The organism is Corynebacterium gottingense (assembly GCF_003693265.1).
GTDB lineage: Bacteria > Actinomycetota > Actinomycetes > Mycobacteriales > Mycobacteriaceae > Corynebacterium > Corynebacterium gottingense.
On record NZ_RDRE01000008.1, the window covers coordinates 43,929 to 62,828 of the forward strand.

The following is an 18,900-nucleotide window of genomic DNA, read 5'->3' on the forward strand; positions in this document are numbered from 1 at the left end:
GCGGGTGCTGCCCCCGCTTCGGGGGAGTCGGGCACAACAACAACCAATCGGGCACCAATCAATGCGACAATGACAGGTATACGTTTTCCCGTCTTACATCCCGACATACTGAAGGAGCGCCGTGTACGCAGAAGAACGCCGGCGACAAATTGCCTCCCTCACCGCGGTTGAAGGTCGAGTCAATGTCACTGAGCTGGCCGAAAAGTTTGGAGTCACCGCGGAGACGATCCGTCGCGACCTGGCTGTGCTCAATGATGAGGGCATTGTCCACCGCGTGCACGGTGGCGCCGTAGCGAGCCAATCCTTTCTCACCACCGAGTTTCCGCTTGAAGCCCGCTATCGCGCCGCGTCCACGGCCAAGATGGCGATCGCCCGTGCAGCGCTCCAATTCCTCCCGGACCGGCCGGACCGATCTCTCTTCCTCGACTCTGGCACAACCATCAATGGTCTGGCCGAGATTATTGCCAAGCACCCCTCGGCCAAAGATTGGCACATCGTGACCAACTCGCTGCCCACCTCCCTCGACCTGGCAAGCGCGGGTTTGGAAAATGTGCAGCTACTGGGTGGAACCGTTCGTGCGATCACCCAAGCGGTCGTCGGAGACATCGCGCTTCGCTCCATCGCCATTCTGCGCGCCGACGTCGCCTTCATTGGCACCAACGCATTGACCATTGATCACGGGCTCTCCACGGCCGACCCCCAAGAGGCCGCGATCAAGAAGGCGATGGTCACAAACGCGCACAAGGTGGTGGCGATGTGCGACTCGACCAAGCTCGGAAACGACTACCTGGTGAGCTTCGCCCGCCTGAGCGAAGTCGATGTGCTGGTGACCGACTCGGAGGCGCCAAAGTCCTTCATCGATGAACTCGTCGCACACGGCGTCGACGTCATTACCGCGTCCGAGTAAGCCCGTTTTCCCGCTCACTCGTGTGAGATCGCTTCCGAATGGTTGAAAAATCACACCTATTCGGACATACTTGGGGGGTGGCGCTTAGTGCCCGGCATCGCCAACAGACTCGCTGCGTAGGGGCGCTCTCGTGCCTCACCCCACTACATCAACAGTAGGGAGCGAATCCATGATCATCACGTTAACGCCGAACCCGAGCATCGACGCCACACTCAACGTCGATGCCGTGGCGCGCGGCGAAGTGGTCCGCGCCACCGATGTCAGACGCGAAGCCGGGGGTAAAGGCATCAACGTCGCCAACGCTGTCGCGCTGGCTGGCAAGGACACCCTCGCGATCGCGCCGTGTGGACCACACGACCCATTCATCAGCGCTGTCGAGCGCGCGCGCATCCCGTTCGCACCAGTGCCCATCCAGGGCAACGTGCGCACGAACACTGCGCTCACCGAGCCGGACGGCACCACCACCAAGATCAACGAGCGTGGTGCCGAGTTGTCGGGCGAGGAGCAGCGTGGCGTCGAAAAGCAACTGCTCAACCACGCACGAAACGCCGACGCTGCAGTGCTGGCTGGTTCGCTGCCGCCTGGTGCGGCGCCGGACTGGTACGCCGAGCTTGTCGCTTCCCTGCGCAAGGCTTCGCCGGATCTTGTCATTGCTGTGGACACGTCGGATGCGCCGCTGCAGGCGCTCGGGCGCAAGCTCGACGGTGCGGCACCGACCATCATGAAACCGAATTCGTTCGAGCTGGCCCAGCTCACCGGCGCGGACGGGCACGAGCTCGAGGCCGCCGCCGAGCGCGGCGAGTACGATGCCATCATCGCCGCAGCGCGCGCCCTCGTGAAACGAGGTGTGCAGGAGGTGCTGGTCACGCTCGGTGGCGCCGGCGCGTGCCTGGTCACGGCCAACGGCGCGTGGGCGGCCTCCGCTCCCCCGATCACCGTTCGCTCCACCGTTGGCGCGGGCGACAGCTCGCTCGCCGGCTACGTGATGGCGCGAGTCGAGGGCCTCGAGCCCGCGGATTGCCTCCGCCGGGCCGTGGCCTACGGCTCGGCCGCTGCCTCGATGCCGGGCACGGGGATTCCTTCCCCGTCCGACCTGGACGTCGAGCGCACCAAAGTCTTCAGTCTTTCCAACTAATTCAATACCCATATCCTTCGCTACAGAGTAGGAACTCCTATGAACTCCCCACTCATCACACCTGACCTGGTCAGGCTGGACGTGGACTTCGGCTCCTCGCCCGCGGACGTCATCCAACACCTTGCCGGGCTCATAGAAGCCACCGGGCGCGCGACCGACGCAGGCCCCATCGCTGAAGCGGCGACTGCCCGCGAAGCGAAGGCCGGCACCGGTGTCAACGGCCGTGTGGCCATCCCGCACTGCCGCGTCGCTACGGTCAACGAGCCCACCCTTGCCTTCGCGCGCCTGTCCAATCCGGTTGATTTCTCCGGCCCCGACGGCGATGCCGAGCTGGTCTTCCTCATCGGCGCCCCCGAGGGCGGCGGCAAGGAACACCTGAAAATCCTGTCCAAGCTGGCCCGCGCGCTGGTCCGCGGTGACTTTGTGGAAAAGCTTCGCAACGCCAGCACCGAGCAGGAGCTTGTCGACGCAGTGCTGGAGGTCGTCAACGCCGAACCGAAAAAGAAGAAGCCGAAACCGGCCACGACCGATGGCGCCGCAGCCGCCGGCAGCACGGCCGTAGCCGCGGGCGCTGCAGGTACCTCGGACGATTCCGGCGCGAAGCAGGACGTCATCCGCATCGCTGCGGTCACCTCGTGTGCGACCGGCATTGCCCACACCTACATGGCGGCTGACGCGCTCACCCAGGCAGCCGAAAAGCGCGATAACGTCGAGCTCATTGTGGAGCCGCAGGGGTCGTCCGGCGGGGACCCGCTCGAGCAGTCCTTCATTGATAGCGCCGACGCAGTCATCTTTGCCCACGACGTGGCCGTGCGAAACAAGGGCCGCTTTGCCGGCAAGCCGGTCGTGGACTCCCCGGTCAAGCGCGGCGTGAACGAACCGGACGCGATGATCGACGAGGCCATCGCCGCGGCGAAGGACCCGAAGGCCCCTCGCGTCGCGGCTGCCTCCGAGTCAGCCGGCGAGGACTCCGCAACCGGTTCCTCCGGCGAAAGCTGGCCGAAGCGCCTGCAGCAGGCGATCATGACCGGCGTGTCCTACATGGTGCCGTTCGTCGCCGCGGGCGGTCTCCTGCTCGCGCTCGGCTTCCTGCTCGGCGGCTACGACATGGCCAACGGCTGGCAGGCGCTGGTCACCCAGTTCACGCCGTGGGATCTGCCGGGCCACGAGGTGACGGTTGACGGTGTCACGGCAACCTTTGAGCGCTCCGGGTGGGCGCTCTACCTCGGCGCCGTGCTCTATGCCACGGGCCAGATGGGCATGCAGTTCGTCGTGCCGGCCCTCTCCGGCTACATCGGCTACGGCTTGGCCGGGCGCCCCGGTATCGCACCGGGCTTCATCGGCGGCGCCATCTCCGTCATGGTCGGTGCCGGCTTCATCGGCGGCCTGGTCACCGGCCTGCTCGCCGGCGTGATCGCGTACTGGATCCAGACCTGGAAGGTGCCGCGCTGGCTCGGCTCGCTCATGCCGGTTGTGATCATCCCGCTGCTGACCTCCCTGATCGTCGGCCTGCTGATGTTCCTCCTGCTGGGCCGCCCGCTCGAGGCGCTCATGCTGGGGCTGACCGACTGGCTGTCGTCCATGACGGGGTCGTCGGCAATACTGCTTGGCATCATCATCGGCCTGATGATGTGCTTTGACCTTGGTGGCCCGGTGAACAAGGCGGCGTACCTGTTCGGTACCGCAGGCCTGTCCGCTGGCACGGACGCCAGCTTCGAGATCATGGCGACCGTCATGATCGCCGGCATGGTGCCGCCAATCGCGCTGTCCATCGCGACCTTCCTGCGCAAGGAGCTGTTCACCCCGGCCGAGCAGGAGAACGGCAAGTCCGCGTGGCTCCTGGGCCTGTCCTTCGTCTCGGAGGGAGCGATCCCGTTCGCAGCAGCTGACCCGTTCCGCGTCATCCCCGCGATGATGCTGGGTGGCGCTACCGCGGGCGCGGTCTCCATGGGCCTGGGCGTGGGATGCCAGGCGCCGCACGGCGGCGTGTTTGTCATCTTCGCCTACGACCCGTGGTGGGGCATGGTTATCGCGCTGGCCGCGGGCGTACTCGTGGCCACGTTGGCCGTAATTGCCATCAAGCGTTTCTGGCCCAACAAGGAAATCCAGAAGGCCGCTGTTGACAAGGCTGCGCAGGAAAACACCGCTTCGGCGGGCGCGCAGCAGGTAGCGGCATAACCAACCGGGTGCCTACACTGGTACCCAGTAAATCAGCACTCAACCAAAGTATTTTCGAAAGGACCTCATTATGGCTTCCAAGACCGTCAAGGTTGGCTCCACCGTCGGACTGCACGCACGCCCGGCAACGGTCATCTCCGACGCCGCAGGCGAGTTTGATGACGAGATCATCCTGACCCTCGTTGGTGGCGACGAGGACGACGAGACTGACGCCGCGTCCTCCCTCATGATTATGGCGATGGGCGCGGAGCACGGCGACGAGGTCACCATCACCTCCGACAACGCCGACGCCGTTGAGAAGATCGCCGCGCTGATCGAGCAGAACCTCGACGAGGAGTAGCCTCCGCGCGATCGCACAACTTCAGGCCCCTGGCACCTTCCCCGTGAAGGCCCAGGGGCTCTTTCGTGCTTATCGACGCCCCCGTAATCCCCTCCTTACCGGTACTGGCCCTCCCCGACCGAGTTGTACAGCCACCGCATGAGTGGGTAGCCGACGATGATGCCCACAGACCCGATGGCGATCCCCTCGAGCGTCACGGAGCCGACGGTGAAGGACAGGTTGCCAATGCCCACGATCAGCGCGACCGCGGCGGCAGTGAGGTTGACCGGGTTGGTGAAGTCCACGTTGTTGTCCTGCCAGATGCGCACGCCCAGCATGCCGATCAGCCCATACAGGACCAGGCACGCGCCGCCGAGAACACCGACGGGAATCGTGAAGATGATGGCGCCGAACTTGGGCACGAACGCCAGCGCGATGGCAAAGCACGCTGCCACCCAGTACGCCGCCGTGGAGTACACCTTCGTCGCCGCCATCACGCCGATGTTTTCGGCGTACGTGGTCGTTCCGGAGCCGCCGAAACCGCCGGCGAGGGTGGTGGCAATGCCGTCGCCGATAAGTGCCCTGCCCTGCAGGTCATCCAGGTCTCGGTGGGTCATCTCGGAGACCGCCTTGACGTGCCCGACGTTTTCGGCGATGAGCACCACCATCACGGGCAGCGTGACAAGGATGGCAGAAAGGTGGAATTCCGGCGAGTGGAACTGCGGCAGGCCGATAAGGGGCGCGGCGGCGATGGTGTCCAGGGCGTCGTCGGCAAGCCCGCCCGTGGCTGCGGCGTAGGCCCAGCCCACGATCACGCCGATCAGGATGCTCAGGCGCGAGATCATCCCGCGGGTCGCCACGGTGATCAGCACGATCGCCGCGAGGGTCACGCCAGCGACGGCCGGCTGTGCTTGGACGTTGCTCACCGCGGTCGGCGCGAGGTTGAAGCCGATGAGGGCGACGATAGCGCCGGTGACGGTGGGCGGCATGACCGCGTCGATCACGCGCTTGCCGGCCACGTGCACGACCGCGCCGACGGCGATGAGGAGCAAGCCTGTCACCAGCACCCCGCCCAGCTGCGCGCCGATGCCGTACTGCTGGGAGGCGGACAGCGGCGCGATGAAGGCGAACGAGGAGCCAAGGTAGCTGGGCAGCCTGTTCTGGGTGATCAGCAGGAAGAGGATCGTGCCCAAACCTGAAAAGAGCAGTGTCGTGTTGACGGGGAACCCAGTCAGGGTCGGCACGAGCAGGGTCGCACCGAACATGGCCACGACGTGTTGCATGCCGATGCCGATGGTGCGCGGCCAGCTCAGCCGTTCGTCGGGTGCGACGACCGCACCGGGTTTCACGGTGCGGCCGTCGCCGTGCAGGGACCAACCATACGAAGTATTCACGCCTGGCAGTCTAGGCAGGTGTACCTAGCTGGTCCCAATCGTTTACGCAGGCACTCGCCCGCTTACGCGACTACGAATTCCGCGTACTGGTCGGCGAGCACCTGGGGCAGACGGACGTCGATACGCGTGCCCTGCTCCTCGTACTCCTCGCGGCGCACGGTGCCCTCCTCGTGGACGTGCGAGACGACGTCGCCGCGGGTGTACGGGACGAGCATCTCCACGTGGGCGTCGAGGGTGTTGAGGAACAACTCGACTTTGCCTTCCAGCTCGGGGATGCCCTCGCCGGTAAGGGCGGAGACGAAGACAACATCGTGGCCGGAGGAATCGAAGGCGTGGCGCAGCTCTGCAAGCACAAGCGGATCAGCCTCGTCGATCTTGTTCACCACGACGATCTCCGGCGGGATTTCCTCGCCGGATTCGCGCGTAATCTCTGCCAGGACCTCGTTGACCGCCTTGATCTGCTTCAGCGGGAACGGGTCCGAGCCGTCCACCACGTGCAGCAAGAGATCCGCGTTCGTGACCTCTTCCAGCGTGGACTTGAACGCCTCGACCAGTTGCGTGGGCAGGTGGCGCACGAAACCGACGGTATCGGTGAGGACAACATTGCGGCCGTCCGCCAGCTGGGCACGCCGCGTCGAGGGGTCCAGGGTGGCAAACAGCGCGTCCTCCACCAGCACGCCCGCGTCCGTCATCGCGTTAATCAGCGAGGACTTGCCCGCGTTGGTGTAGCCAGCGATGGCAATCTTGGGCGTGGTGGAACGCTGGCGCCGCGCGCGTTTCACCTCGCGCGCCGTCTTCATCCCCTTCAGCTCGTGGCGCAGGCGCGCCATGTCCGCGCGTAGGCGGCGACGGTCTGCCTCAATACGAGTCTCACCAGGGCCGCGGAGGCCCACGCCCCCGTTGGAGCCGGCGCGGCCGCCCGCCTGGCGGGACAGGTTGCCGCCCCAACCACGGGTGCGCGAGAACAGGTATTCCATCTGCGCCAGCGAGACCTGTGCCTTACCCTCTCGGCTCTTCGCGTGCTGGGCGAAGATGTCCAGGATGAGCATGGTGCGGTCGATGACCTTGGTCTTCAGCGCCTCCTCCAGCGCCACGATCTGCGAGGGCGAGAGCTCACCGTCAAAAACCACCGTGTCCGCGCCGGATGCCTGCACGATCTCGCGCAGCTCCCCGACCTTGCCGGCACCGATGTAGGTGCCCGGGTCGGGCTTGTCGCGCTTTTGGTAGATCATCTCCACGACTTCCGCGCCCGCCGTCTCCGACAGCGCAGCGAGCTCACGCATGTTCGCTTCCATCTCCGCAGTCGTGCCCTCGAGCCACGCGCCAACGAGGATCACTCGCTCAAGGCGCAGCTTGCGGTACTCAACTTCGTAGTCGTCTTCGAGCTCGTCAGTACGAATCTCGGTGTGCTGTGTCACCCTGCGGAACGAGTTACGCTCCTCCAAGTCGAGCGCGCCAGTCGTCGGGGCGTCAGCCCCGGGCTGCGGCGAGTTGTGCCGGAACGCCCGCTCAAGCAGCGCATCACGCGCCGCATCCTGGTCGCTCTGGTCGTCCTGTGCTCCCTGAGCACCCTGGGTGTAGAACGTTGAGGTCATTCAGTCCTTCTGGTCAGAACTTCCGGGCCGCGTGGGTTCGCGCGCCCAGCGCATTCCGAAGAATGCTTACGTTGTAGTTTACGTGTTTCTTCCAACACCGTGTGCATGCGGATCATTCCGTGCGCACAGTGCTTTGCGACGCCACCGCGACCCCGCAGTTCTCACCCCGGTGCATTCGCCGACTAGGCTGTGCTCCATGAGCGAAACTCTGAGTACCCGAGCCCAAGCGGCCACCGCGAGCAACGGCGCCCACCAGGACCTTGCTGCGATCGGCCTCGGTTTTTCCAAGTGGCAGGAAGCAGTCGAGCAGGCAATCGCCACCAACCGCCTCGAAGTCACGGGCGAGGTCCGTGGCGGGCAGCTGATTCAGTACGGCGACCCGTCGGGCGCGCAGCTCAACATCCTGGCTGTTGAGCCGTTTGCCACCTTCGCTGGCTTTGCGTCGCAAACGCGCACGTTTGCGCACATCACCCCGCTCAATGACGTCGTCGCACTGGCCGACGTTGTTGATCCGCACGGTAACACCATTTCCTCCGTTACCGTGAATCTGGCGCAGGGCCCGCTAATCGTCGACGAGCCGACGCTCCAGTGGCAGGAGCTGGGCATCACCGCACTGATGCTGGACCAGCAGCGTTTCGATTCCACCGACGCGTACCTGGCGGCCAACCCGGGTGCAGTCCTCGGCGCCGTGACCTCCCCTGGTGCGGAAGCCGTGGGCAACGGCGCGGCCACCACCCCCGACGCAGCGGCGCAGCTTTCCGCACGCGTCCTCGACGCGGAATACCGCACCTCCGAGCTGACCGGCCAGCGCTTCATCCACGCGTCCGTGGATGGCGCCTTCCCCTTCGACGTGTGCCTGCCGGACGGCGAGCTCCCGCAACGCGACTCCGTCATCGCCGGTACCGCGGTGCTCGCCGGCTCCATCCCCGCTCCGAGCGACGGCGGGTGTGGCGGCTGTGGCGGTTCCTGTGGCTGCGGTGGGCACTAGGAATACAGACATTCGGTCCCGGCGACCCCGTTGACCCCGTTGACATGGTCCCCACACGCCGATCGAGGAGGTGACCGCACATGGATCCATCACGAAAAGACTTACTCCGCGCCTTGTGGGGCGCTCTGTTGTTCGCAGTGGCGGTCCTGCTGGTGATCTTCCTCCGGCTCCCAGGGCTCATGCTCACGCTGCTCCTCATCCCGCTCGCGCTCGCGATACACCGCCGGTACGACACGAATCCGGAGATCGCGTCGCTGAAGGCGTCGCTGCGCATCGCGCGCGACGACATGGAGGAGATCCTCCAAAGCTACGACGATCTCAAGTACGGCACGTCCACGCAGTCCGTCGCAGATCGCACGCTGCACTACCCGGCGCTGGCCAACGGCGACGTCTCGCAGCACGCCATCAGCGAGTTCCTGCTGCGCACCTCCTCGGCGCGCCGCTTCATCGCGCGCATTGACGGCTACTTGGAATCCCCGGACATTGACCGCTTCCAGCTAGAAAAGCTCATTGGCATTGCCGACGAGCGCGCGCTCGAGCTTTCCGAAGCGTGGGACGACGCCCGGCGCGTCGCGCGCCAAATCGGGCCCGCGTAGCGCTGCGAGCGCAACCCCCTACAGCAACTGCTGCAGCTGCGACGGCAGTGTGATGCCCAGCCGAGGCGCGACTGCGACTGCGCCGCCGACGAGGAGCCCGAGCGCGGCGAGCACCCCAAGTGCGATGGCAACTGCCTTTCCCGCCGAGCTGGCCTGCTCCGTGTTTTCTGCTCTCGCCGGGACCGCTGGGGGCGCCGCGGTGTCGGCCAGGGGCTCACCTGCGGGTGAAGGGCCGTCGCCGTGACGCGTGCCGACGCCTCCTTGCTGGTTCACGTCCGCTTCCGTGGGGAAGCTGACCGTTACGTTGCCGCCCTGCGCGCACGCCTTGTCTGCCTGCTTCGTCGCGGCGACGTTTGCGCGCTCGTAGGCGATGGCTGCGGGGAGGTCGACGACGCGCGGTGCTTCCTCGTTAAACCTCCTGATCTGGTCCTGCGTCAGGTCCAGCTGTTCATTGGCGGAGAAAACCTTGCCCGGGTTCTGGGCGAACTCATCCCATCCCTCGTAGCCCATTTCGGCCCACGCTGCGTTTGCGGTCTCTCCCGGGAAGAGCTCGAACTCCCACGAATTTGCCCTCCCGGACTCCACACGTTGCAGGTACGCGTCGGTTCGGGCTTGCGCTGCGACGATGTCCGTGATTGTTCCGGCCGTATCGGGGCCGTATGCGTCCTCGAGCGACGCAACTTCGCGTTCGTATGCTGCTTCGACGTCTGGGGCGACGTCGGTAAAGTTTTCGTAGCTGATCAAGGTCTCTACCACGGACTCGTTTGCTGCTAACGCATCGAGGCGCTTGAGTTGTTCGGGTGTGAGCGTGGTTTTACTCGCAACGATGAAGAGTCGCTCCAGCGCCACGGTGTCATACAGCGCGTACGCCTTGGCCTCGTCTTCGGTGAGGCTGACAAAGCAAGACTGCGCGCCCAGTAGCCCCGAGTCTTCCAGCGGGCCGACATCGGCGGCGTTGGCGGGTGGCGCCACTGCGGCCATCGGGGCGGCTGCGCTCAGCGCGACCGCCGCGCTGGCAAGCCGCCGGGAGCTGGGTCGCTTGGTGTCCCGGTGATCGTCGTGAAGCGGACGGGCGAACGAGGCTGCGAGGTGCATTGCGGCTACTTTCAAGGAGCTTCTACTGCGCGCCGGAGGGAGAATGGGCGTCCGCAGCAGGACAGGGAAGGATGACATCTCCGTGCGCCACGATACGCGAGGGGCCCGTCATGCGCGCGGTTTGCTCCGAATTTGCTGGGTCTTCACTGATTGCAACGTCCACCGCACCGCCGGGGACGCGCACGGTGACGGTCCCAGCCGTCTCGCTCGCGGCACGCAGCGCGGCGGTCGCGGCGGCGACGGTGCCAGTCCCACAGGAGCGGGTCTCTCCTACGCCACGCTCCCAAACGCGCATGGAACACTGCCCGTCGCGCGCCTCGGTGAGGAGCTCCACGTTGACGCCCTCCGGGAACACGGCAGCGTCAAACTCAGGAGCGGACAGCTCCATGGCTGCGAGCTCCTCAGGGGTCATGCCGGGCACGACCGCGGCGAGGTGCGGGTTCCCCACATCGACGGCGACGCCTTCAAAGGTGTGCGATCCGATGGTCGCCCAAGAGTCAGCCCCAACGCGCACGGTGCCCATGCCGACGGCAACGACGGCGTCGCGCTCGTCGAAGCGCACGACGTGGATGTGCTTCACTCCTGCGCGGGTGTGCACGTCAAAGTCGTCGGCAGGTTCGAGGCCTTCGGCTTTGAGCACATGGGCGAATGCGCGGATGCCGTTGCCGCACATCTCGGCGATCGAGCCGTCGGCGTTGCGGTAGTCCATGAACCAGGTGCCGTCGATACGCACGACGCGCAGCAGGCCGTCGCCGCCGATCCCGGCGCGGCGGTTGCACAGCCAGGCAACCTGTTCGGAGGCGAGGTCGAGCTGATTGTCGACGTCTACGAGTACGACAAAGTCATTTTCTGTCGCGTGGGCTTTGATGAACTGTTGCGGCTGAGTCATGGTTGCGAGTCTAGACGCAGTGCGCCCAGCGCCTGGTCGAGCGTCTCTCCCGACGCTGCGTCGAGCCACGCGATGCGGTGGTCCCGGTTGAACCACGAGCGCTGGCGGCGCACGTAGCGGCGCGTGCCGGTCACCGTGCGCTCGACGGCCTCGTCGTGGGAAAGCGTGCCTGCCATCATGTCGAGGACCTGGGCGTAGCCGATGGCGCGCCCGGCGGTGGAGTCGCGGACGAGCCCGTCACCGATGAGCGATTCGACCTCGTCGATGAGGCCGCGCTCGAACATGAGGTGCGCGCGTTGTTCCACACGCGGGTTGAGCCACTCGGCGTTCGTGCGCAGCCCCACGATGCGTGTCCCCCAGCGCGGCGGCGCGTCCTTTGGCGGCTGGGACGCCTGGAAGGGCTTCCCGGTCAGCTCGATGACCTCGAGCGCGCGCACCGTGCGTCGCGGGTCCTTGTCCTCGATGACGCGGGCGGCTTCGGGGTCGATCGCGGCGAGCTCGTCGTGCAGCGCGTCGGTGCCGATGGCGAGCCTGCGGTCCTCGTACTTTTGGCGAACTGCGGGGTCGGTGGGCGGGAACGTCCAGGCGTCGATAAGCGACTGCACGTACAGCATCGAACCGCCGACGAGGACGGGGACCTTGCCGCGCGCCATGATCTCCTCAACGGTGGCGACGGCGAGTGCCTGATACTCGGCCACGGACGCGGTCTTGGTGACGGGCCAGATGTCCAGCAAGTGGTGTGGGATGCCGCCGCGCTCGTCGGGGCCGAGCTTGGCGGTGCCGATGTCCATACCCCGGTAGAGCTGCATGGAGTCGACGTTGACCACTTCCCCGCCGACGTGCGAGGCGAGCGCGATGCCCAGGTCGGACTTTCCGGACGCCGTGGGGCCAACGACGGCGATCGGGCTGATCGAACCCGCGGATACGTGAGTCATGCGACCTCCCACAGCGCAACGTAGCGGCCGACGCCAAGCGACGCGTCAGAATCAACCAACTGGCTGCTCACCCGGTTGAGCCGGGCGAGTTCGAACCACAGCCCCGGCTCGAGCACGCCAAGCTCCTCCAAGTTTTCGGGCAGCGCGACATCCTCGCCGTCGGCGAAACGCTCCATTGCGCGGTGCAGTTCCGGAGCTCCGTAGATGAGCGCGAGCGGCGCGCGCTCGGTCAGGCCCGCCGACCCGTCCGCCACGACGATGGTGAGCACGCCTGGGTCAGGTGCTCCCACGTGGCTGCGCACCTCACGCACGCGGGTGCTCCGGCCGGCCAGCGAGGGTTGCGCGAGCGCGTAGCGGGCGACGAGCTCCGGCAGGTAGTTTCCCTCGCCGACACTGACTTGCGGTGCGCCCCACGCGGCGAAGGAGCCAGTGTGGGCGGTGTAGTGCTGCTGGTTGCGCGGGCAGACAATGTCAATGGTCGCCGCTGTTTCTCGGGCACCTGAGGCGCCTAGGGCGTCTACCGCCTGCCCAACCGCCGTGCCGATCGCGCCGAGCACCCGCCGGGAGGGTTCGTGGGCCCCGGCGAGGGCGTCAACCAGGGCCGGCGACCCCGGCATGATGAGGACCTGTGCGCTGTGTTTCACCCGCACCACTCTAGTTGGCGTGCTCGGCGCGCAACCGGGTGGGAGGTCCGCTCCCGGAGCAAGGTTTGGCCGCGCAGCTGCCGGTACCCCTGTAAAGTTTGAGGAAGCACTCGCCAAGCGGCGCCCTACAACGGACGCCGCGTGGCACTGGCAGCCGCGTCGCGCGGCACTTTGAACGTAGGGAAAGGACCTGCAATGACCACCTCGGACCAGACACCGAAGCCAGCTCCGAAGCCCGGGGCGACCCCCGCTCCGAAGCCGGGCGTGAAACCTTCACCGGCCGCGATGCCGAACCGCTCGCCCAAGCCCGGTCCCGTGCCTGGTTCCGCAAACCCGCAGGCTGCCACCCCGTCCCCCGTCCCGCCGAAGGCGCCCGCGGTGCCCACCGCTGACCCGTCCAAGTTTGGTCGCATCGATGAGCACGGCGCGGTCTTTGTCACGCGCGGTGGCACGGAGCGCCAAATCGGCTCCTGGCAGGCAGGGACACCGGAGGAGGGCCTGGCGCACTACGGCCAGCGCTTCGACGACCTGGTCACCGAGGTCGAGCTGATCGAATCCCGCCTGGCAGCCCACCCGGACGACGCCGCGCAGCTTCGCCAGCGGGCCGAGGCGCTGAAGTCGACGCTGGACGAGCAGGCGGTCATCGGCGACCTGGACGCCCTGGACGCGCGACTGGACGCGGTCATCGCGGCATCGGACGTCGCCGGCCAACAGGCCCAGGAGGCGAAGGCGCAGCGCCGCGCCGACGCCATCGCCAGGAAGGAGGCGCTCGCGGCGGAGGCGGAGGAGCTCGCCGAAAACTCCAATGAGTGGAAGGCCGCGGGCGATCGCATTCGCGCCATCCTCGAAGAGTGGCGCACCATTCGCGGCATCGACCACAAGACGGACGACCAGCTGTGGAAGCGCTACTCGCGCGCCCGCGACGCGTTCAACCGTCGCCGCGGCTCCCACTTCGCCGAGCTGGACCGCAACCGCGCCGCCGCCAAGCGCGCCAAGGAGGAGCTGGTCGCGCGCGCCGAGGCTCTGCAGGACTCCACCGATTGGAACGAGACCGCGCGCGCGTACCGCGACCTCATGAAGGAGTGGAAGGCGGCCGGCCGCGCCCCGCGCGACGCCGACGACAAGCTGTGGGCCAAGTTCCGGGCGGCACAAGATAAGTTCTTCGGCGCCCGCGACGCCGTCAACGCCGAACGCGACCGCGAGTTCGAAGCGAACGCGCAAGCCAAGGACGCGCTGATCGCAGAGTACGAGCCGCTCATTGACCCGTCGAAGGGCCTCGGCGGCGCAAAGGCGAAGCTGCGCGAGCTGCAGGACAAGTGGGATGAGATTGGCTACGTCCCCCGCGGAAAGGTCCGCGAGTACGAGGACAAGATCAGCGCGCTCGAGCGCCGCGTCGCAGATGCAGAGGAATCCCGCTGGCGCAAGACCGACCCGGCAGCACAGGCCAAGGCTAACCAGTTCCAGGTCAAGGCAGATGACCTGACCAAGCAGGCTGAGGCTGCAGAGCAACAGGGCAACGCGAAAAAGGCCGCGGAACTGCGCGAGCAGGCCGCCCAATGGCAGGAGTTCGCCAACGTGGCGTCCAAGGCGGTCAGCGACAACTAGGACAACTAGTGCTCGCCCCGCAACTCTTCGCGCCCCGCCGCGACGCCCACACTCCGCACGCTGCCGCAGACGACGCGGCACACGACGCGGCGGCCGCCATTGTCGGGGCGTACGCCTTTTCCGCCACCCTAGCCATCCAGGACATCACCGGCATGGCCACCTCCGGCGTCACCGCCTCGCACATTGCGAAACGCCTCGAGCCGTCCGCTGAGTCCGCTGCGTACCTCTTCGCGCTCACAGATGCGCGTGCACCGCGCCCCGTCACCGACCTCGGATACCCCGAGTTGTTCGCAGCCGACCTCGAGCACGTCCAGGCGTGGGTCTTCGTCTCCCTGCCGCTCCTCGAGGACCTCACCGTCATCGAGGCAAACATCACCCTTGACGCCGCGATCGCACCCCTGCCAGGAGAACCCATCCCGGACGAACCATGGCGTGCCGCACTCTCGCTTGTCGACGCCCTGTCGACCCAACTCGAGCGCCCCACCAGACACATCTGGGTAACCCATGCGCCGGGCGAATTTACCCCACCGGCCGCCGAGGAATTCGGCTACGCGCCCGCGTTCCGCGAGGATCAGGCGACGTTCCCGGTCGAGCACATCTCGGCACTCCCCACTCCCGCCGGTGACATCCATGTCGTGGAAGGCCCCGGGTTCCGCACGAACCGCACCGGCGCACCGGGCGAGGCGGAACAATTCGGCCGGTTGCTTACCGCGGCCTCACGCGACTACCCGCGCGGCGACCTGCGCCTGGACACCATCGAGTGGGACCTCCAGCGCATCACTGACGCGGGTGCCAGGCTGACCGACCGCGGCGGTGTACAGCTCACTGGGATCGTTCGTGCCGCGGGCGAGATCGCTGGTCTGTGCGAGGTTGTCCGCTACCTTTCGGATGACCCGAAGGTCTGCGAGCTTGGGCTCGTCTACGTGCTGCCCGAGCATCGCGGTCGCGGCCTCGGCGCGGGGCTCATTCGCGCCACGCTCGAGCACGCGCGGGATGTGTGGGAGGGCCTGGAGACCGCCTACTGCTCGTACCCCGACGGTTCCGCAGCTGCGGAATCCATCATGAGGGCGCTCTCCGCCGAGTCTGCCTCCGCCACGACAGCGTGGCAAAAGCTCGAGGAGACGGATTAGCTGCGCGGCCGGTAGAGTGCGTTCGCGGCGGACGACGTTGCCGCCGAGCCGACCAGCACCAGAATGGTGTAGAGGATGCCGGTGATGCCCAGCATCTGCAACAGCCACCCGAAGAAGAGGGCACCGGCGACGGCGCCGCCGATCGAAACAACCCAACGCATACACAAGTCCTTCCGTGCGTGGAACAGGTAAAGTCCGGCTCCCCACCATACCGATTCTCCGCTCCGCGCGGGTCGGCCCCGGTCAGTGCACCTAGTCCGTGGGGTGTTTGCGGTGGCGTTCGGCGGCCCGGGCGCGGCGATCGTCGATAAGCAGCGGGTTCTCGCTGTATCCCTGGGCCTGGCGGGTGGCTTCCTGCTGGGCCTTGGCCACGTCGTCGGTGTCGTCGAGCAGCGCGCGGCGCTCACCGGCCGCCCGCTGGGCTGCGTCGCGGCGGGTGATCACCGGGATGAAGGCGAACGTGGCCACTGCAACCGCGAGGATGGCCAGGTAGCTGCCCGGGCCGTGGTGAAATCCCTGGTCAAACGCATCGCTTGTGCGGCGAAGCCACAGCGCGAGCACAGACGCAAACAGTGCGACCGTCGTGAGCATCCACGCGGGCGCGGCGAAGACGAAGCGGCGGGTGGCCAGCGCCACCGTCGTGAGCACGCCCAGCCCGGCCAGCGACAGCCACAGGAACACGGTCTCCGTGAGCTTCGCCTGAACGCTTGCCGACGCCTCCGTAACCCCCACGAACTGCCAGCCGCTCACCCCGCCCGCAAACGGGAGGAAGAGTGCAATGAGGTACACCACGACGCAGCCGGCAAGCACCCAGAACCCCGCGTTGACCGGGATGGTCGCGCCAGCCGCCTTCTCGGCGCGCGCGGCCTGCTTGGCATCGCCGCCCTTGTAGGTGTGGGCGGCCGCGCTCTGCTCCGCGAGCCGATTGTCCTCCGGGTGTGGTGCCTGCGCCATGGTGGCCTCCAATGAGTGTGCGTGGAAGTGGTTCGGGCAGTGAGTCTAGTTGCAGCCGCACGCGCCGCCCGCTGCGGCGGTGCCGGTTGCGGGGTCCGCGTTAGTGGCGGGGCGGCCGATCGTCGGCAAGCCCACCCCGACCGGCGCCGTGGTGGGCACCTCACCTGCGGCCGAGTTATCGCCCGCCTTGGTGCGGCGGTGCGAGCGCACACCCGAATCCGCGATGAGGAAGTGGGGCTTGGAGTCAGTCACGGTCACGTGGACGATGTCTCCCGGGCGGATCTCGCCGTCGATGTTGCCCTCGGGTGTGAAGTGCACGAGTCGGCCGTCACGGGCACGGCCGGACATGCGGTGGGTCCGGTCGTTCTTGCGGCCCCCGTCGGCCTGGACGAGCAGCTCCTGGTCGGTGCCCACCAGCTTCGCGTTCTCCTCCTCGCTAATACGCTCCTGCAGGGCGACGAGGCGCTCGAACCTGTCCTGCACGACCTCCTTCGGCACCTGGTCCTCCATCTCGGCGGCCGGGGTCCCGGGGCGCGGCGAGTACTGGAAGGTAAACGCCGAGCTGAAGCGCGCCTGCTCCACCACGTCGAGGGTGCCTTGGAAGTCCTCTTCGGTCTCGCCGGGGAAGCCGACGATGATGTCGGTGGTGATCGCCGCGTGCGGGAGCTTTTCACGCACCTCGTCGAGAATTCCGAGGAACTTCTTGGTGCGGTAGGAGCGGCGCATGTCCTTGAGCACCTTGTCCGAGCCGGACTGCAGAGGCATGTGCAGCTGCGGGCACACGTTCGACGTCTCCGCCATCGCGTCGATGACATCAGAGGTGAACTCGGCTGGGTGCGGAGAGGTGAAGCGCACGCGCTCGAGCCCCTCAATGTCGCCGCAGGCGCGCAGGAGCTTGGAAAACGCGGAACGGTCGCGCTCCAGGTCCTCATCAACAAAGTTCACGCCGTACGCATTCACGTTCTGGCCCAGGAGCGTAATTTCGGACACCCCCTGGTCCACCAGCGCCTGGACCTCTGCCAGGATGTCGCCGGGTCGGCGGTCCGCTTCCTTGCCGCGCAGGCTCGGCACGATACAGAAGGTGCACGTGTTGTTGCAGCCGACGGACACGGACACCCAGCCCGCGTACGAGGACTCGCGCTTCGCCGGCAGTACCGACGGGAAGACCTCGAGGGACTCGACGATCTCCACCTGCGCCTCGTCTTCCACACGAGCGCGGTCCAGCAGCGCGGGCAGCGCCGACAGGTTGTGGGTGCCAAACACGGCATCGACCCAGGGGGCCTTTTCCAGGACCGTGTCCCGATCCTTTTGCGCCAGGCAGCCACCGACAGCGATCTGCATGCCGGGGTGCGCTTCCTTGGTCTTCTTCAACTGGCCGAGCGTGCCGTAGAGGCGCTTGTCCGCGTTTTCGCGCACCGCGCACGTGTTGAAGACCACGAGGTCGGCTTCGGTCTCCTGCTCCGCGGCGACGTACCCGGCGCGTTCAAGCATGCCGGAAAGCCGCTCCGAGTCATGCACATTCATCTGGCAGCCGAAGGTGCGCACCTCGTAGGTGCGACCGGCTCCACCGCTGGTCACTTCTTGCCCCTGAAGATTCTGTTGCTGCGTCACGGTTGCACAGTGTATCGCCGCCAACGCCCGCAGCATAACCGGGAATTCCGCCGCCCACGCCGCTCGAGTTACCCACAGTTTGGGGGAGGTTTACACAAAGTTTCACAAAAGCATGTCACAGATCACTTGGATCAGCTAAATGTTATATGCATGACACAGGCTACTGAACCCATGATTCTCATGGAGGGCGTGCAGAAGTATTTCGGTGACTTCCACGCCCTGACTGACATCAATCTCACCGTTCCCAGAGGCGAGGTTGTCGTTGTGCTTGGCCCATCCGGGTCCGGCAAGTCAACCCTGTGTCGCACGATCAACCGCCTCGAAACCATCGAGGAAGGCTCGATCCACATCGACGGCAAGCTCCTTCCTGAGGAAGGGAAAGACCTTGCCAAGCTGCGCGCCGACGTGGGCATGGTGTTCCAACAGTTCAACCTGTTCCCGCACCTGACCATCCGTGACAACGTCACGCTCGGCCCCATCAAGGTGCGCAAGCACAGCAAATCGGACGCAGTCAACCGCGCGAACGAGCTGCTCGACCGGGTTGGCATTGGCAACCAGTCAGGCAAGTACCCGGCGCAGCTTTCCGGCGGTCAGCAGCAGCGCGTCGCTATCGCGCGTGCCCTGGCCATGGACCCGAAGGTCATGCTTTTCGACGAACCCACGTCCGCCCTCGACCCCGAGATGGTGGGAGAAGTCCTGGACGTCATGAGCGAACTCGCCGCATCCGGCATGACCATGGTCGTAGTCACACACGAAATGGGCTTCGCCCGCAAAGTGGCGGACCGGATCCTCTTCATGGCTGACGGCGAGATTGTGGAGGACTCCGACCCAGAATCCTTCTTTACCAACCCGCAGTCGGATCGTGCCAAGGACTTCCTGGCCAAAATCCTTCCGCATTAACCCCCTACGCCCTTCCCTTCCCCTC

Annotated in this window: 18 protein-coding genes; 9 read left to right on the forward strand and 9 right to left on the reverse strand. The window is 66.3% G+C overall.

The genetic code is table 11. The annotated features are described in order from the left end of the window. The first annotated feature begins 121 nt into the window (after positions 1-121). From EAW56_RS06585 to EAW56_RS06600, 4 genes are all read left to right on the forward strand, one after another. Entirely contained in the window at positions 122-907 is a 786-nt protein-coding gene (locus EAW56_RS06585; RefSeq protein WP_095277246.1) for a DeoR/GlpR family DNA-binding transcription regulator, read from the forward strand. A gap of 169 nt (positions 908-1,076) precedes the next feature. Next, positions 1,077-2,042: a 1-phosphofructokinase family hexose kinase gene (locus EAW56_RS06590; protein ID WP_122085756.1), complete on the forward strand. Its 966-nt coding sequence runs from the start codon at positions 1,077-1,079 to the stop codon at positions 2,040-2,042. Positions 2,043-2,081: 39 nt separating this feature from the next. After that, complete coding sequence (locus EAW56_RS06595) at positions 2,082-4,220, forward strand: PTS fructose transporter subunit IIABC (RefSeq protein WP_122085773.1); 2,139 nt, start codon at positions 2,082-2,084, stop codon at positions 4,218-4,220. Between the two features lie 70 nt (positions 4,221-4,290). Next, positions 4,291-4,560, forward strand: a complete 270-nt coding sequence (locus EAW56_RS06600) for an HPr family phosphocarrier protein (protein WP_095277256.1) — start codon at positions 4,291-4,293, stop codon at positions 4,558-4,560. Positions 4,561-4,655: 95 nt separating this feature from the next. Here the strand turns inward: EAW56_RS06600 and EAW56_RS06605 are convergent, their stop codons facing one another. Together EAW56_RS06605 and hflX are read right to left on the reverse strand one after the other, a co-directional pair. Continuing rightward, on the reverse strand, positions 4,656-5,933 hold the full coding sequence (locus tag EAW56_RS06605; protein ID WP_095547131.1) for a uracil-xanthine permease family protein: 1,278 nt from the start codon (positions 5,931-5,933) through the stop codon (positions 4,656-4,658). Between the two features lie 62 nt (positions 5,934-5,995). Beyond that, complete coding sequence (gene hflX, locus EAW56_RS06610; protein WP_095277259.1) at positions 5,996-7,528, reverse strand: GTPase HflX; 1,533 nt, start codon at positions 7,526-7,528, stop codon at positions 5,996-5,998. Between the two features lie 196 nt (positions 7,529-7,724). Between hflX and EAW56_RS06615 the strand changes: the two genes are divergently transcribed. Together EAW56_RS06615 and EAW56_RS06620 are read left to right on the forward strand one after the other, a co-directional pair. Continuing rightward, a complete protein-coding gene (locus tag EAW56_RS06615) occupies positions 7,725-8,516 on the forward strand; it encodes a hypothetical protein (RefSeq protein ID WP_122085775.1) in 792 nt (263 codons plus the stop codon). Positions 8,517-8,596: 80 nt separating this feature from the next. Continuing rightward, positions 8,597-9,112 (forward strand): hypothetical protein, encoded by a 516-nt coding sequence (locus EAW56_RS06620; protein WP_095277264.1) that lies wholly within the window; start codon positions 8,597-8,599, stop codon positions 9,110-9,112. Positions 9,113-9,130: 18 nt separating this feature from the next. Here EAW56_RS06620 and EAW56_RS06625 read toward each other — a convergent pair whose 3' ends face one another. From EAW56_RS06625 to EAW56_RS06640, 4 genes are read right to left on the reverse strand one after another with little or no spacing between them, the layout of a single operon-like run. Continuing rightward, positions 9,131-10,207 carry a hypothetical protein gene (locus EAW56_RS06625; RefSeq protein ID WP_122085777.1) on the reverse strand — a complete coding sequence of 359 codons (1,077 nt, stop codon included), beginning with the start codon at positions 10,205-10,207 and terminating at the stop codon, positions 9,131-9,133. A gap of 22 nt (positions 10,208-10,229) precedes the next feature. Beyond that, positions 10,230-11,096: a diaminopimelate epimerase gene (gene dapF, locus EAW56_RS06630; RefSeq protein ID WP_122085779.1), complete on the reverse strand. Its 867-nt coding sequence runs from the start codon at positions 11,094-11,096 to the stop codon at positions 10,230-10,232. Further along, complete coding sequence (gene miaA, locus EAW56_RS06635; RefSeq protein ID WP_244213373.1) at positions 11,093-12,031, reverse strand: tRNA (adenosine(37)-N6)-dimethylallyltransferase MiaA; 939 nt, start codon at positions 12,029-12,031, stop codon at positions 11,093-11,095. Before miaA ends, dapF begins: the two co-directional genes overlap by 4 nt. Beyond that, positions 12,028-12,675: a hypothetical protein gene (locus EAW56_RS06640; protein ID WP_239214837.1), complete on the reverse strand. Its 648-nt coding sequence runs from the start codon at positions 12,673-12,675 to the stop codon at positions 12,028-12,030. The genes miaA and EAW56_RS06640 overlap by 4 nt, the downstream gene beginning before the upstream one ends. A gap of 195 nt (positions 12,676-12,870) precedes the next feature. On the opposite strand from EAW56_RS06640, the gene EAW56_RS06645 reads away from it, so the two are divergent. After that, positions 12,871-14,280: a DUF349 domain-containing protein gene (locus tag EAW56_RS06645; protein ID WP_167457405.1), complete on the forward strand. Its 1,410-nt coding sequence runs from the start codon at positions 12,871-12,873 to the stop codon at positions 14,278-14,280. An 8-nt stretch (positions 14,281-14,288) separates the two neighbouring features. Beyond that, positions 14,289-15,410 carry a GNAT family N-acetyltransferase gene (locus EAW56_RS06650; protein WP_244213374.1) on the forward strand — a complete coding sequence of 374 codons (1,122 nt, stop codon included), beginning with the start codon at positions 14,289-14,291 and terminating at the stop codon, positions 15,408-15,410. Here the strand turns inward: EAW56_RS06650 and EAW56_RS06655 are convergent. From EAW56_RS06655 to miaB, 3 genes are all read right to left on the reverse strand, one after another. Continuing rightward, a complete protein-coding gene (locus EAW56_RS06655; RefSeq protein WP_122085783.1) occupies positions 15,407-15,571 on the reverse strand; it encodes a glycerol dehydrogenase in 165 nt (54 codons plus the stop codon). The genes EAW56_RS06650 and EAW56_RS06655 overlap by 4 nt on opposite strands. Positions 15,572-15,662: 91 nt before the next feature. Further along, positions 15,663-16,364, reverse strand: coding sequence for an Rv2732c family membrane protein (locus EAW56_RS06660; RefSeq protein ID WP_244213375.1), 702 nt, complete (start codon positions 16,362-16,364; stop codon positions 15,663-15,665). A 45-nt stretch (positions 16,365-16,409) separates the two neighbouring features. Further along, positions 16,410-18,011 (reverse strand): tRNA (N6-isopentenyl adenosine(37)-C2)-methylthiotransferase MiaB, encoded by a 1,602-nt coding sequence (gene miaB, locus EAW56_RS06665; protein WP_122085785.1) that lies wholly within the window; start codon positions 18,009-18,011, stop codon positions 16,410-16,412. 135 nt (positions 18,012-18,146) lie between these two features. On the opposite strand from miaB, the gene gluA reads away from it, so the two are divergent. Next, positions 18,147-18,875 (forward strand): glutamate ABC transporter ATP-binding protein GluA, encoded by a 729-nt coding sequence (gene gluA, locus EAW56_RS06670; protein WP_165765357.1) that lies wholly within the window; start codon positions 18,147-18,149, stop codon positions 18,873-18,875. Positions 18,876-18,900 lie beyond the last annotated feature (25 nt).

Bases quoted from the DNA above. Each gene is read 5' to 3' on its own strand.
- miaB (WP_122085785.1), bottom strand. From the start codon at position 18,011: ATGCTGCGGGCGTTGGCGGCGATACACTGTGCAACCGTGACGCAGCAA.
- hflX (WP_095277259.1), bottom strand. From the start codon at position 7,528: ATGACCTCAACGTTCTACACCCAGGGTGCTCAGGGAGCACAGGACGAC.
- EAW56_RS06590 (WP_122085756.1), top strand. From the start codon at position 1,077: ATGATCATCACGTTAACGCCGAACCCGAGCATCGACGCCACACTCAAC.
- gluA (WP_165765357.1), top strand. From the start codon at position 18,147: ATGATTCTCATGGAGGGCGTGCAGAAGTATTTCGGTGACTTCCACGCC.
- EAW56_RS06615 (WP_122085775.1), top strand. From the start codon at position 7,725: ATGAGCGAAACTCTGAGTACCCGAGCCCAAGCGGCCACCGCGAGCAAC.
- EAW56_RS06625 (WP_122085777.1), bottom strand. From the start codon at position 10,207: ATGCACCTCGCAGCCTCGTTCGCCCGTCCGCTTCACGACGATCACCGG.
- dapF (WP_122085779.1), bottom strand. From the start codon at position 11,096: ATGACTCAGCCGCAACAGTTCATCAAAGCCCACGCGACAGAAAATGAC.
- EAW56_RS06645 (WP_167457405.1), top strand. From the start codon at position 12,871: ATGACCACCTCGGACCAGACACCGAAGCCAGCTCCGAAGCCCGGGGCG.
- EAW56_RS06655 (WP_122085783.1), bottom strand. From the start codon at position 15,571: ATGCGTTGGGTTGTTTCGATCGGCGGCGCCGTCGCCGGTGCCCTCTTC.
- EAW56_RS06620 (WP_095277264.1), top strand. From the start codon at position 8,597: ATGGATCCATCACGAAAAGACTTACTCCGCGCCTTGTGGGGCGCTCTG.
- EAW56_RS06600 (WP_095277256.1), top strand. From the start codon at position 4,291: ATGGCTTCCAAGACCGTCAAGGTTGGCTCCACCGTCGGACTGCACGCA.
- EAW56_RS06595 (WP_122085773.1), top strand. From the start codon at position 2,082: ATGAACTCCCCACTCATCACACCTGACCTGGTCAGGCTGGACGTGGAC.
- EAW56_RS06660 (WP_244213375.1), bottom strand. From the start codon at position 16,364: ATGGCGCAGGCACCACACCCGGAGGACAATCGGCTCGCGGAGCAGAGC.
- miaA (WP_244213373.1), bottom strand. From the start codon at position 12,031: ATGACTCACGTATCCGCGGGTTCGATCAGCCCGATCGCCGTCGTTGGC.